This window comes from Qipengyuania sp. ASV99, from assembly GCF_047872805.1.
Classification (GTDB): Bacteria; Pseudomonadota; Alphaproteobacteria; order Sphingomonadales; family Sphingomonadaceae; genus Erythrobacter.
On sequence record NZ_JBLQUK010000018.1, the window covers coordinates 1 to 13,505 of the forward strand.

A 13,505-nucleotide genomic window follows, 5' to 3' on the forward strand; every position below is an offset into this window, starting at 1 on the left:
CGCAACCGCCCCCCGGCGCCCCCGGCGCGGGGGGCCTTTTGTTTGGCGCAGCTGCCAGAGCGCTAATTTCACGGCGGCGCGGTCGCGGGGGGAGGCGGTGGCCGTGAATTGGGCGCAGGCGGCGGGCGTTGCCGCTGACGCTCACGCGGGTCCACCGATTGACCGGTCGCCTGTTCGAGAAAATCGTCGCTCGCCGCCGATGGAGGTTCGGGCACTGGCACCAGCCCGCCTTGACCGCCGCCGTCCTCATCAAACGCTTCGTCAAATGTGTCGCGCCTGCCCGGCTCAATCATATTGCCCTGCTCATCGATGAAGTAATATTCGTCAGGGTCGCCAAATAGAGCTTCTTCATCGGGTTCTAGCTGCCAATCGGGGAGATTGAGCTCAGTGTCGAATTCCTCGACCGCACGGTCCTTCACCGCATACCGCATATAGGCGGCAAAGGCCTGCGCGGGTGCGCGTCCACCCTGCAATCCGGGGACCGCCTTGGCATCGTCGCGCCCCATCCACACGCCGGTGGTGATCCCGCTGGAAAAGCCGACGAACCAGCCGTCCTTGTTCGACGTGGTCGTGCCGGTCTTGCCCGCCACAGGACGGCCAATCTGCGCCGCGCGGCCCGTGCCGGTCTGCACCGCAGCCTGCAACAGATCGGTGATCCCCGCCGCCACATAATCGGGCACAAGCTGCGTTTCGCGCGCGCGCTCATGTTCGTAGATCGTCTCTCCATCGGAAGTGGTGACTTTGAGGATACCGTAAGGTTCAACCGCCATGCCCCCCGCCGACACTGCGGCAAAGGCGCGGGTCATTTCGATCAGGCGGACCTCGGAAGAACCCAGCACCATCGAGGGAAAGGTGGAAATCGGACTGGTCACGCCGAACCGCCGCGCCATCGAAGCGACGGTGCCAAACCCGACTTCATTGCCCAATTGCGCGGCGACCGTGTTGATCGAATAGGCAAAGGCGGTGCGCAGATCGGTCTCGCCAACATTGCGCCCGTTGGAATTGCGCGGGCTCCATCCTTCAATCGTGACCGGCACGTCCTTGACCCGGTCCTCGGGCGTGTATCCAGCCTCCAACGCGGCGAGGAAGACGAACAATTTCCACGATGACCCCGGCTGCCGCAAAGCGTTGGTCGCGCGGTTGAAATTCGTTTCAACATAATCAGTGCCGCCCACCAGCGCGAGCACCGCACCATCGCGATCGAGGCTCACCAGAGCGCCTTGCGAGCCTGCGGGCGTGTTGGAATCGATCGAAGCGGTCGCCGCGCGCTGCATCCCAACGTCGAGCGTGGTCCACACTTCCAGCGGGGCATTGGTTTCGGGCAACAAGATATCGAGCTGCGGCAGCGCCCAATCGGTGAAATAGCGGACCGAATTCTGACCCGATTGTTGTTTGAGCTTGACCGAATCGACATCGACCAATGCCTGTTCGGCGGTGATATAGCCCTGTTCGCGCATCAAACGCAGCACGACCTGCGCGCGGTCGACCGCCGCCTGCACATCGGCAGTCGGGGAATAGCGGCTTGGCGCTTTCACCAGCCCGGCGATGATCGCGGCCTCAGCCACGCTCAATTCGGTGCCGGGGTGGCTGAAGAATTTGCGGCTGGCGCTGTCCACCCCGTATGCGCCGCCACCGAAATAGACCTTGTTGAGATAGAGTTCGAGCAATTGTTCTTTGGTAAAGCGCCATTCGAGCGCCATCGCCAGCACCGCCTCGCGGGCCTTGCGATCGACCGTGCGGTTGGTGGAAAGGAACAGATTGCGCGCCAGCTGCTGCGATATGGTCGAGGTGCCCCCGACCCGTTCGCGCGTGCCCATCACACCTTCGACAATCGCCCCGCCGGTGCGCCAGAAATCTACCCCGAAATGCGAATGAAAACGCCGATCCTCGACCGCGATCATGGCGTTGCGCATGTTTTCGGGCAACTCGTCATAGTCCAGCCATTCGCCATAGCTGGGGCCGATCTCCACGATCTCGCTACCGTCGCGCGCGCGCACCAGGATGGTCTGGCCGGTCTGGTTCGCCTTCAATTGGTAAAAACTGGGGATCGAGCGCGCGGCAAAGCCGACTGCAAAGGCCAGGAAAATCGCCCCCAGCAACGCCGCAGCGCCGCCCCATAGAGCGATGCGTCTGGTCCATTTCCAAAAGAGTGAGGGTCGCTGCGGCCCTCCCCCATTTGCACCGCCCGACGAACCCCCAGACGATTTGCCATTGCGCGACAACCGCGTCTTGCCCGCAGTCGAGGCACCACCAGAGCCAGCCCGCTCCGCCGCCGCGCGGCGGGCACCGCGTTTGCCTTTGTTCTGGAGAGTATCACCCCGCTTCGACATTCAGATTTTTCGCACCTTATAGACCGATCCAGCGGAGCAAGGCCTGCATAGAACAGTTGTAACCCGGCGTGAACAAGCCCGGTAAAAATGTGCGCAGAATTGGTCCGCGAACAGCTGGGCTATGCGTCCTTTTCCGGCGCGAAATCGAGCGCGGCGGAATTGATGCAATAGCGCATCCCACCGGCCTCTGGCGGACCGTCGGGAAAAACATGGCCAAGATGGCCGCCACAAGCGCTGCACAGCACTTCGGTGCGGATCATGCCGAATGATACGTCGCGGCGTTCTTCGACCGTTTCATCCTGCGCAGGCCGGGTAAAGGCAGGCCACCCGCAGCCGCTGTTGTATTTGGCGTCGCTGGCGAACAGAACGGTTCCGCAACCGGCGCAGACATATTCGCCCTCGGCGAAATGCTTGTCATATGCGCCAGTAAAGGCGCGTTCGGTCCCTGCTTCGCGCAGGACATGATATTGTTCGGGTTTAAGTTTGGCGCGCCATTCGGCGTCGGTCACGCTGCGGGGATCGGAATTGTCCATGCTCGGTCCTTTATGTCCCGCGTAATATTGGTTCAAACCGGATAGAGCGCAAGGCCGATCCGGGCGACCTAACTACACTGCTCTACCCATCGACCTGCGCGTAATGCGCAGGCGGTTTTATCACATCCATGCGTTCGGTAAGCAGCGGGCGAAAGCTGGGGCGGCTCTTGAACACGGCATACCATCCGCGCGTCTGTTCGTGCCCGGCCCAGTCGATTCCGCCGAGATAATCGGCAACGCTGATCTGCGCCGCCGCGGCAAGGTCGGCCATGCTCATCGTCGATCCGGCGATCCATGGGCGGTTGTCGATCAGCCAATCCATATAATCGAGATGCCCATGCGCCATCCGCATCGCTTCTCGCAAGGCGCGGCTGTCAGGCGGTTGGCGCAGCACGATGCGTTTCTTCATCCGTTCCAGCAACAGCGGCGCGGTCACATCGGCGTAGAAATTTTCATCGAACAGCGCGGTCAAACGGCGAATTTCTGCCCGGTTCGCCGATGTTCCGTTGATCATTGGCGAACGGTCGACCGTCTCTTCGAGATATTCGCCAATCGCGCGGCTATCGGCCAGCGTGATGCCCTTCTCCTCGTTCACCAACACCGGCGTGCGCCCCGCCGCATTGAGGTTCAGGAACAGGTCGGATGCGGCCCAGGGGTCTTCACGCACCAATTCATAGGCGACGCCTTTTTCCCCCATCAGAAGCCTGATCTTGCGCGAAAACGGACACAGAGGAAATTGGTAAAGCTGCCACATTGCAAAGGTTCTCTTGCCCCAAATCCGGGCCTAAATCCACAGGGTCTAAAGCCCGGCGCTCTGTTTCATCAACAGGCATGCGGGCATCATCGCTGCGACTTTTTGCTCGCCTTCGGGGGTCGCCAGCGATTCAGCTTCGGCGGCGACCATCGCGGCCACGGCTTCGCGTGAAATCCCCTGACTGTCCATCAGGCCTGCCATGCTGCGCACGAAGAATTCACGCCCGCCTTCGCTATTCATGTCGGGATAGGCCGAACCGCGTGGTTCGCCCGCCCTTTGCCAGCGGCCGACCAGCGCAAAGGCAACCCCGCAACGCGGCGCGGCGGCCTGTTCGATCGGAATCTGATCGAGGCTCGGCACAGCCATTTCATCAGCTTCCGCAGGGGCGATGGCAGTGGGTGCGCCTTGCAGCAGCAAGAGGGCGGCGAAAAATCCGGGAAATGATAGGCTCATAGGGTTTTATATAGCGCGCCGGATGAACCGCTGGCTACGGCAATTAACAGGTTGCCGGGGCAGCGCGCTAACTCTACCTGCTATCCGCACTTCCAACAGGAGAGAGAAGCCAGTGATCAACCACATCATGATCGGATCGAACGATATCGAACGCTCCAAAGCGTTCTACACCGCCGTGCTCGGCGTGCTCGGCGCGGGCGAGCCGTTCGTCAATGTCAACGCGACCGGCCATACGCGCCTGTTCTATAGCCATGATGGCAGCACCTTTTCGATCAGCGAGCCCATCAATGGTGAGCCTGCGAATTGCGCCAATGGTTTTACCATCGGCTTCAAATGCAATTCACTGGATCAGGTCAAGCAATTGCACGATGTCGCAGTGGCCCATGGCGGCACCAGCGTCGAAGACCCACCCGGCCCCCGCTCTGGCGGCATGGGAGTGATGAACCTGTGCTATTTCCTCGATCCCGATGGCCACAAGGTTTGCGGCATCCACCGCGAGGGATGAGACGCCCGGCGGTTAACGGCTGAGTTCAAACACCGCGAATTCGGCGCGCCAGTTTGCCCCGACCGGCGAAATGGCGCGCTCATCGGCAAAGAACCAGGAACGGTCGATCCGGGCGTTCTTGGCCTTTGCCAGATCACGGAAATCCTCCACCGTGACGTGGTGGATATTGTCGGTTTCATACCAGCTCACCGGCAAGGCGCGGGTGACCGGCATCCGCCCGCCCAGCAGCAGCGCGGTGCGCGTGCGCCAATGCGCAAAGTTGGGGAAGCTGACAAACGCGCGGCGACCCACCCGCAGCAATTCATCCAGCATCAGATCTGGCCGGGTCGCGGTTTGCAAGGTCTGACTGAGGATGGCGTAATCGAACGCCTTGTCGGGATATTCTGCCAGGTCGATATTGGCATCGCCCTGCACCACCGACAGCCCGCGCGCAACACAGCGTTCGACAAGCTCGCCGTCCAGTTCCATCCCGCGCGCGTCGCAGTCGCTCGCCGTTTCCAGATTGGCCATCAGCGCCCCGTCGCCGCAGCCAATATCGAGCACCCGGCTGCCGGGCGTCACATGCTGCGCAATCGCCGTAAGGTCAGGGCGCAGAAAGGGAGCCGCGGGCGTCATTCGATGAACCCCTTCACCACCCGGTCCAATTGTTCGTGTTCGAGCAGGAAACTGTCATGCCCATGCGGCGCGCTGAGCTCGACAAAGCTGACCTTGGCCCCGGCAGCGTTCAGGGCATGGACAATATGGCGGCTTTCAGCGGTCGGATAGAGCCAGTCACTGTCAAAGCTGACGATAAAAAACCGGGCCTCTGTGCCTGCAAAGGCCCTAGCGAGTTTGCCGCCATGCTCCTCAGCCCCAAATTCTTCGGCAAGGTCGAAATAATCCATGGCGCGCGTGATGTAGAGATAGCTGTTGGCGTCAAACCGCTGGGTGAAACCGCTGCCTTGATAGCGCAGATAACTTTCAACCTGAAAATCGGCGTCGAAGCCGAAACTCTTGGCCGCACGGTCCTGCAACCGCCGCCCGAACTTTGCGGTCAGCCCCTCTTCCGAAAGATAGGTAATATGCGCTGCCATCCGCGCCACCGCCAGGCCGTTGTCGGGCGATGCGGCGCGCGCATAATAATCGCCATCGGCCCAGGCCGGGTCGGCCATGATCGCCTGCCGTCCGACCTCATGAAAGGCGATGTTCTGTGCCGAATGACGCGCTGTTGAAGCGATTACCAGCACTCTTGCAGCGCGTGCCTGCCAATTTGCAGCAAGACTCAGCGCCTGCATCCCGCCCATCGAACCGCCAACGACCGTGTGCAATTGGGCGATCCCCAGCCCATCGAGCAGCGCGACAATCCCGCGCACCATATCGCGGATGGTGATGACCGGGAACCGCATGGCATAGGGCGCGCCATCGCTGGCTAGGCTGGCCGGGCCGGTCGATCCCATGCAGCTGCCGATGACATTGGCGCAAATGACATGGAAACGGTTGGTATCAATCGGCTTTTCCGGGCCGACCATGCGCTCCCACCACCCCGGTTTGCCGGTGATCGGATGGTCGCTTGCAACATATTGATCGCCGGTCAGTGCATGGCAGATGAGCACCGCATTGGATCTATCCGCGTTTAGCTCGCCATAGGTTTGATAGGCAATCCGCGCGCCCACCAGCGATTGCCCGCTATCAAGCGGAAGATCACCGGGCAGATCGTAACAAAGTGATGTGTCTGACACTATTCGCTAAACCGAAGAAAGTGCAGTGCTTCGGCAAGCTCGGCACGGATGGAAAATCTGAAGCTTTGCCCCTTAACCCTTCGTCCCGACCTTGTCGAAGGGCTGTTTTTCTTTCAAGCGCAAATACGATGACACATGCACCCGTCCCCAAACCCTATATCCTTGGCATTCACGCCTACGCCCCAGGCAAATCGGCTGCGAGCGACGGGCGTGCGCTGATCAAGCTGTCGGCGAATGAAAACCCGCTCGGCACCAGTGCGGCGGCCTTGGCTGCGCTGGAAAGCGCACGCGGAGAAGCGGCCAGCTATCCCGATCCCGATGCCAAAGCGCTGCGCACTGGAATAGCGGAGCTCCACGGGCTCGATCCGGCACGGATCGTATGCGGGACTGGCTCAGACGAATTGCTCAACCTCGCGGCGCAGGGTTTTGCCGGAACGGGCGATGAAGTGCTGTTCAGCCGCCACTCCTTTGTGGTTTACGACATCGCCGCAAGGCGCTGCGGCGCTACGCCGGTCGAAGCCCCAGACCGGGACTTTACCGCCGACGTGGATGCGCTTCTGGCGGCTGTAAGCGAGCGCACGAGGGTTGTATTTCTTGCTAATCCCAACAATCCCACCGGCACCTGGATCACGCCCGCAGAAATTGCTCGGCTGCACGCTGGGCTGCCCACCGATGTGCTGATGGTGCTGGATGAGGCTTATGCCGAATATCTTGATGCTGACGCGCAATCCGTCGGTTTCGCGCTGGCTGCAGCGCATGACAATGTGCTGGTAACACGAACATTTTCAAAAATTTATGGCCTAGCCGCCGAACGGATCGGCTGGGCCACGGGCGCGCCTGCGCTGGTGGACGTAATCAACCGGATCAGAGGTCCCTTCAACGTCACTTCCAGCGGACAGAAGGCTGCACTTGCCGCGCTGGACGACCAACAATTCGTCGAGGCCAGCCGCGCGCACAACACCGCCGAGCGCGCGCGCTTTATTGCTGCGATTGCGGCGCTTTGCAATCACGGGCTGGCGGCAGTGCAGAGCGAAGCGAATTTCGTGCTGGTCCGCTTTGACGGCGAAGTGAGAGCCGAAACCGCGCTCAACGCGCTGGCCGAAGCGGGCTATGCCGTGCGCCATTTGCCAAGCCAAGGTCTGCCCGATGCCTTGCGCATCACCATCGGCAAATCAGGCGACATGACCCGCGTGATCGCAGTGTTGCGGCAGCTTTGCGGCGAAGCGCCATGATCCAGCGCGTTGCCATCATCGGGCTGGGGCTGTTGGGCGGTTCGATCGGGCTCGCCTTGCGAGAGCGCGCGCCAGACATTGCCACCACTGGCTTCGACGCCAATCCTCACGTGCGCGCGGTAGCGAGTGAACGCGGGCTGGTCGCCGAGGTCTGCGAAAGCCCGGCAGAAGCTGTTCGCCAAGCCGATCTGGTAATCCTCTGCGTGCCGGTGGGCGCGATGGGAGAAGCGGCCGGTGCGATTGCCGAGGCGCTGCCAATGCATGCCATCGTCAGCGATGTCGGTTCGTCCAAGCAAAGCGTGGCCGAAGCCCTCGCCGCCGCGCTTCCTGGGTACACGATCATTCCCGCACACCCGGTGGCCGGTACTGAACAGAGCGGGCCGGAAGCGGGATTTGCCAGCCTCTTCACCAATCGCTGGTGCATCCTCACCCCGCCAGATGGTGCCGACCCGCACAAGGTCGAAGCGCTGAGCGCATTTTGGGCCGGACTGGGCGCCAAGGTCGAGATCATGGAGGCTGCGCATCACGATCTGGTGCTGGCGGTCACCAGCCACATTCCGCATTTGATCGCCTTCACCATCGTCGGCACGGCGAGCGATCTGGAAGAGGTGACCCGCAGCGAAGTCATCAAATATTCAGCCGGGGGCTTTCGCGATTTCACCCGCATTGCCGCATCGGACCCGGTGATGTGGCGCGATGTGTTCCTGTCGAACAAGGGCGCGGTGCTCGAAATGCTTGGGCGCTTCACCGAAGACTTGACCGCATTGCAACGCGCAATCCGATCTGGCGACGGAGATACACTATTCGAATTGTTTGACCGCACCCGCGCAATCCGCCGCGCTGTGATCGAGGAAGGGCAGGATGACGACCGCCCCGATTTCGGACGCAAGGATCATGGGGCCTGACATTCCTTTCAGGCGTTGGCGGGAACCCCGTTGTCTGGCACGCTGCACCCGGTGTTGAGCGCATTGATCGCGCGGTGAACCCGGCGCTCAATTTCGCCGCGCGGCAGGCCCGCCGGGATCGTTTCCCCGACGCGGTAAGTGATCGTGCCTGGGTGCTTGATAAGGCCATGATATAGCGGCCCGCTGTTCACGGCGACGGGCACCACGGGCAGGCCAAGCAATTTGTATATCCCCGCGAACCCTGATTGCAGCGGCGGTTCCTGGCCATGCTCAACACGTGTGCCCTCAGGGAAAATCACCAGCGGTCGGCCCTCATTCACCCGCAGCTTTGCCGTTGCTATCATCTGCCTGAGCGCCTGCGCGCCCTTGTCGCGCGCGACCGGGATCAAGCCGTAGACCTTCGCCGAATAGCCCCAGCCCGGGATCAGGAAGAGTTCGCGTTTCGCAAACACGGTGGGGAAAGCAAACAGGCGCGGCATGTCGATCGCCTCAAAAAAGCTTTCATGCTTGACCGCGATCAGCACCGGTGCGTCGGGAACCGCGCCTTCCTGAATGATCGTAATTCCTAGAATGTGCTGCACGCACCAGCGATGCCATGCACCCCACAGCGCAACGATCCGCTGCAAACGCTGATGCCCCAGCAAAACCGCGAGCAACGATGCCACCACCAACACCGCGCTGATCCCGTAAAAGACCGGGTAGAATAACAGGCTGCGGAAAAACGCCAATCTATCCTCGCAAGCCGAACAGACCCGCCGCACGGCTAGCCAGCAATTTGTGATATTCCAGGAACAGGCTGCCCGTGCTCGGAGCAGATGGAACCGCGTCGCGCACCACTGTGATGGAGGGCGGCAACGTCCTGTCGAGTTCCCCCGCCGCGCGGCGCATATGCCAATCGGTGGTGACCAGCCGCAGCGAAGTGATCGCATTGGCATCGACCCATTCGGCGGTTTCGGTCGCGTTGCTGCGTGTATCGACCGCTGCAAAGCCCAGCGTGATGCAGCATTCCATGCGCGCCGCATCAACCTTGAACTCAGCGGCAAATTCCGCAGACGTGACTTCGGGATCGACCCCAGTGACCAGCATTTTCTTCGCCAGCCCGGCGTCGAGCACGGCCAGCCCCTGCGCGATCCGCCCGGCCCCGCCGGTCGGCACGATCACGGCATCGGTTGCAACCTTCGCAGCCGGCTGCGGCAGGGTGACTGTGAACCACAGAAAGCCAAGCACCCAGATCAGCACAGCAGCGGAAAAAATATAGCGAAACGCAGTCATGAAATTACAGCATCGACCTCAACGCAAGGCCAATCGTTATGCGCCCCGTGATCAAAGCGAGCAAGACACCGCCCAGCGGAATTGCCCCAATCACCAGCCAATCGGTTAAACCCAGCCCGCCGCCGCCAATCATCCCGCTGTCGAGCGCCGCAAATTGCTGTCCCAACAACCACACCGCACCCAGTCCCAGCAGCAGTCCGATCACCGCCCCGAACGCCGCATCGCGCAGCACCGAACGCTGAAATATTTGTGTCACCTGAGCATCAGTTCCGCCAAGCAGGTGAATAATCTCCACCGTTTCGCGGTGCGCAGAAAAGGCACTGCGGGCTGCCAACCACACCGCCGCTGCCGTGGCAAATGCCACCAGCGCGATCAGCGCCAGCGCAAGATATTGCAGCGCTGCCAGCGCATCATAAACCGGGCGCAGCCATTGCGACTGCGCATCAACACGCGCGGCCGCGCCATCTTGCGCCAGCGCCCGATCGAGCACGGATTGCAATTGCGCGATTTCATCGCTGTTCGCCCGGCGGCGCAATTCGACATCGATCAGCGCCGGGATCGGCACATCCTCGCTCGCTGCGCTGGCACCCAGCCATGGTTCCAGCAATTCAGCCAGCTCTTTTTCGGGCACAATCCGAACCGACGTGACAAGCGGATGATCGCCCAGCGCCTCTGCCGCTGCGCCCGCTTGCGCAGCGCGGACTTCGGGATCGGCTTCAATGATCTGCACTGTCACCGCGCCCGACAGGTCAGCGCGCGCATTTTCCGCCAGATTGCGCAGCGCCAGCCCACCTGCCGATGCGATCACCACCAGAGCAATCAGTATCGCAATCACCCAAGGTATCGGCCCCGCCAACCGGCTCTGTGGCAGCAACCGCGCGCTTGCGCTGCCCTTGAGCGATGCAGGGAGACGGGTCGGCTTTTCAGCCGGTGGGCGCGCGCTCATATTGGCCCTCCCGTCTCTGATCGCGACGGTGCCTTGGACGCCGGTTTGGGCGAGGGCCGAGGGGGATAGCGCAGGGCACCCGTGGGATCGGACAATTGCCCCTTTTGCAGGCGCATAATCAGCGAATCCGGTACTTTCTTGAGCAAGTGCACATCATGGGTGGCGACAATAATCGTGGTGCCAACCCGGTTGTTAAGCGCTTCGAACAGGCGCAGCAGTTTGAGCGCCATATCGGGATCGACATTGCCCGTTGGCTCATCTGCAATCAGCATTTGGGGCCGCGCGATCACGGCACGGGCGATGGCAACGCGTTGTTGTTCGCCGCCCGACATGGTTGCCGGTATTGCGGCGGCACGGTGCGACAGGCCGACCCATTCGAGCATGTCCGAAACCGCCTTGATGATCTTGACCTCGTCCGTGCCCGATAACCGCAAAGGCAACGCGACATTGTCAAACGCCGAAAGATGCGGGACCAGCCGGAAATCCTGAAACACCACGCCCAGCCGCCGCCGAAAATCGGGCAAACGCGTTCGCGGCAGCGTTATCATGTCTTTGCCGAACATCCGGATGCTGCCACGCGAAGGGCGCTGGGCGAGGTAAAGCAGTTTGAGCAGACTGGTCTTGCCCGCTCCGCTAGCCCCGGTCAGAAAATAGAAACTTCCCGGAAACAGCGTAAAGCTTAGATCGCTCAGAACCTCTGGATCGGTGCCATAGCGCAGGCCGACATTGTCGAATTTGACGATTTCTGTCGGTCGATCATTCATCGCGCGCGTTTATCAGCGCACCATCATCGGGGAAAGCCCCGCAAGGCTGTAATTGCCCGCCAATCCACCTCTTCGCGGTGCGATCCACAGGAGAACTGCGTTCCAATGTGGAAAAAAGCCTCGATTCGCCGCGCTGGGGCCTTGCGCCCCTTGTGCGCATATCGCTGCTCCTTATTGCCGATATGACAATGATCATTTCGTGTCCTGCCTGCGCCACGCGCTATGTCGTGCCGGAAACTGCAATCGGCAGCGAGGGGCGGACCGTGCGCTGCGCCAAATGCAAACACAGCTGGCATCAGGACCCGCCGCCACTCGATCTGGTGGAGCAGGCCAGTGCCGAAGAAGCCGGCAATGCGGCAAAAGAGCAAGACGAACCGTCGCAATCGACTCCGGCACCGACGCCCGCAACGCCGCCTCCCGCGCCGCCTCCTCCTCCAAGTTCCAGTGAAGCGCCGGGTCCCTCGATCAGCCATTGGCGGACCGGAGAACATCCAGCATCCACCGGCAGTGCAACTGCAAGCGATGCAACGGGAGAAGGAATTGCCGCGCGCGTCCTGCGTCAAGGCACGATTCAGGATCCAAACGATGCCGCCCCGCTCTCTTCGTCGGCGGACGAGCTGCAAGATACATTAGCCGATGCCTTTGATCCTGATGCCGACCCGCTGGCCGGGCAAGGGGCCGGCGCAAATCAAACCGGCGACGATGCCGATTACGATTTCGACGAAGACTATGATCCAGGCGAAGGGTCACACTTTGATTATAGTCCGCCATTTACTCGTCGGCGCAATTCACTCAAGATGTGGACCATCGCAGCTGCCGTGTTTGCACTGCTCGCGTCGGGGACTGTGGTCGCAGTCAATTATTATGGTCTGCCAGATTGGTTCCCGGTTGCTCGCCCGACATTTGGCATCGGTAAAGCGGATCTTGAGCTGGATTTCCCTGCCGCGCAGCAACGTAAGGAAGTGCTTGAATCCGGAGAGGAAATATTCCGGGTGCGCGGCAGCATCAACAACATCGGACAAACCAGCGTCAATGTTCCCGCACTGCTCATCGTATTTCGCGATGAGCGCAAGAAAAACGTCTACAGCTGGGTCGTGGTCCCATCGAAACGCGAGTTGGCGCCAGGCGAAAGCCTCAACGTAACAGAGGCCGTAACCAATATTCCCGCATCGGCAAAGTCTGCCGAAATCGGATGGTCACCCAATTAGCTGAATTCGATCCAGACGGTCCCTTGCGCATCGCTATGTCGTTGAATACCCTCAGCGCCGTGGCTCAGTGTATTCTCGGGGACGTTGTTGGTAATAAAAGTGATCACCGCGGGGCGCAGAACGGTCGCACTGGCGCGCACCGAAGCCATTGTAGCAACCGGCGCATCGGCCGCTGATGGGGCGACGCTCTGAGCAATCAGGAGAAGGGCTGTAGCCAGGCTCATGCGAAATGGTTGCCGCAGGATTTACCTTGTTCGCAAGGCACTTGGTAAGGCGGTCCCTCAGCGGGACAGTCGACCCCCAACCCTTAACCACGCCAATCCAATCACCGATCATCCCGGCTGGCCGCGCAAGGCCGCATCAAAGCGCTTGCGCGAGCACAGGCCCCTTGCTAGTGGCCCGCTCCTACCTCGCAGGGGAGCATCATCCCCTGCCGAACCCGAGTGCGGTCGTGGCGGAACTGGTAGACGCGCAACGTTGAGGTCGTTGTGGGCGAAAGCCCGTGGAAGTTCGAGTCTTCTCGACCGCACCAATCCCTTGAAATTATGACTGCATTTCAAGGATTTGGGTCAACGCTTGAAATTTAGCCCACCCTCCAGCCCACCTGAAATCATGCGTCACAGCGGCCAGAAATGTGCCGCCATGTTCAGCCTGATTGGCGACTCCCTCTGATCCTGATAGCGTGATGCCCGCCTGGGTATTGTCGTAAACCGGGGCATCGCGATGCTCTCTTCACAGGGAATATCGTGATGAGGATACTATCAAAGCGTCAGCTCAAGGAGCTTGTTCTGTACTCACCCCAGCACATTGAACCGCCCCGGGATTGCCGGAGGCTCCAACTCTTGAGTAGATGGAGTCCTTATGAGCAAGACAACGAACAAGTTT

Annotated in this window: 15 protein-coding genes and 1 tRNA gene; 5 read left to right on the plus strand and 11 right to left on the minus strand. The window is 60.9% G+C overall.

The genetic code is table 11. The features are described from left to right. Positions 1-68 precede the first annotated feature (68 nt). The 4 genes from ACM64M_RS14200 to ACM64M_RS14215 form a co-directional block, all read right to left on the minus strand. Positions 69-2,330 (minus strand): transglycosylase domain-containing protein, encoded by a 2,262-nt coding sequence (locus ACM64M_RS14200; protein WP_416229367.1) that lies wholly within the window; start codon positions 2,328-2,330, stop codon positions 69-71. Positions 2,331-2,449: 119 nt separating this feature from the next. Then, positions 2,450-2,863, minus strand: a complete 414-nt coding sequence (msrB, locus tag ACM64M_RS14205; protein ID WP_416229368.1) for a peptide-methionine (R)-S-oxide reductase MsrB — start codon at positions 2,861-2,863, stop codon at positions 2,450-2,452. Positions 2,864-2,945: 82 nt separating this feature from the next. Beyond that, complete coding sequence (locus ACM64M_RS14210) at positions 2,946-3,617, minus strand: glutathione S-transferase family protein (RefSeq protein WP_416229369.1); 672 nt, start codon at positions 3,615-3,617, stop codon at positions 2,946-2,948. A gap of 45 nt (positions 3,618-3,662) precedes the next feature. Next, positions 3,663-4,070, minus strand: a complete 408-nt coding sequence (locus tag ACM64M_RS14215) for a hypothetical protein (protein WP_416229370.1) — start codon at positions 4,068-4,070, stop codon at positions 3,663-3,665. A 112-nt stretch (positions 4,071-4,182) separates the two neighbouring features. Between ACM64M_RS14215 and ACM64M_RS14220 the strand changes: the two genes are divergently transcribed. Next, positions 4,183-4,575, plus strand: a complete 393-nt coding sequence (locus ACM64M_RS14220) for a VOC family protein (RefSeq protein WP_416229371.1) — start codon at positions 4,183-4,185, stop codon at positions 4,573-4,575. A 12-nt stretch (positions 4,576-4,587) separates the two neighbouring features. Here ACM64M_RS14220 and metW read toward each other — a convergent pair whose 3' ends face one another. Then, the gene (gene metW, locus ACM64M_RS14225) at positions 4,588-5,190 is read right to left on the minus strand and encodes a methionine biosynthesis protein MetW (protein WP_416229372.1); all 603 of its coding nucleotides are present in this window, start codon (positions 5,188-5,190) and stop codon (positions 4,588-4,590) included. Beyond that, the gene (metX, locus tag ACM64M_RS14230) at positions 5,187-6,293 is read right to left on the minus strand and encodes a homoserine O-acetyltransferase MetX (RefSeq protein WP_416229373.1); all 1,107 of its coding nucleotides are present in this window, start codon (positions 6,291-6,293) and stop codon (positions 5,187-5,189) included. The genes metW and metX overlap by 4 nt, the downstream gene beginning before the upstream one ends. Positions 6,294-6,421: 128 nt before the next feature. On the opposite strand from metX, the gene hisC reads away from it, so the two are divergent. Beyond that, complete coding sequence (gene hisC, locus ACM64M_RS14235) at positions 6,422-7,525, plus strand: histidinol-phosphate transaminase (protein ID WP_416229374.1); 1,104 nt, start codon at positions 6,422-6,424, stop codon at positions 7,523-7,525. Beyond that, positions 7,522-8,430, plus strand: a complete 909-nt coding sequence (locus tag ACM64M_RS14240) for a prephenate/arogenate dehydrogenase family protein (RefSeq protein ID WP_416229375.1) — start codon at positions 7,522-7,524, stop codon at positions 8,428-8,430. The genes hisC and ACM64M_RS14240 overlap by 4 nt, the downstream gene beginning before the upstream one ends. Positions 8,431-8,438: 8 nt before the next feature. Here ACM64M_RS14240 and ACM64M_RS14245 read toward each other — a convergent pair whose 3' ends face one another. The 4 genes from ACM64M_RS14245 to ftsE are packed head-to-tail and all read right to left on the minus strand — an operon-like array spanning position 8,439 to position 11,412. Next, entirely contained in the window at positions 8,439-9,158 is a 720-nt protein-coding gene (locus tag ACM64M_RS14245; RefSeq protein WP_416229376.1) for a lysophospholipid acyltransferase family protein, read from the minus strand. A gap of 1 nt (position 9,159) precedes the next feature. Then, positions 9,160-9,702, minus strand: a complete 543-nt coding sequence (locus ACM64M_RS14250; RefSeq protein ID WP_416229377.1) for a YdcF family protein — start codon at positions 9,700-9,702, stop codon at positions 9,160-9,162. 4 nt (positions 9,703-9,706) lie between these two features. After that, entirely contained in the window at positions 9,707-10,648 is a 942-nt protein-coding gene (locus ACM64M_RS14255) for a cell division protein FtsX (RefSeq protein WP_416229378.1), read from the minus strand. Beyond that, positions 10,645-11,412 (minus strand): cell division ATP-binding protein FtsE, encoded by a 768-nt coding sequence (gene ftsE, locus ACM64M_RS14260; RefSeq protein ID WP_416229379.1) that lies wholly within the window; start codon positions 11,410-11,412, stop codon positions 10,645-10,647. The genes ACM64M_RS14255 and ftsE overlap by 4 nt, the downstream gene beginning before the upstream one ends. Positions 11,413-11,600: 188 nt before the next feature. On the opposite strand from ftsE, the gene ACM64M_RS14265 reads away from it, so the two are divergent. Beyond that, complete coding sequence (locus tag ACM64M_RS14265; RefSeq protein WP_416229380.1) at positions 11,601-12,620, plus strand: zinc-ribbon domain-containing protein; 1,020 nt, start codon at positions 11,601-11,603, stop codon at positions 12,618-12,620. On the opposite strand, the gene ACM64M_RS14270 is transcribed toward ACM64M_RS14265, so the two are convergent. Next, entirely contained in the window at positions 12,617-12,844 is a 228-nt protein-coding gene (locus ACM64M_RS14270) for a hypothetical protein (protein WP_416229381.1), read from the minus strand. The genes ACM64M_RS14265 and ACM64M_RS14270 overlap by 4 nt on opposite strands. 221 nt (positions 12,845-13,065) lie before the next feature. Between ACM64M_RS14270 and ACM64M_RS14275 the strand changes: the two genes are divergently transcribed. Next, positions 13,066-13,152 (plus strand) — tRNA-Leu (locus ACM64M_RS14275). The last annotated feature ends 353 nt before the right edge of the window (positions 13,153-13,505 follow it).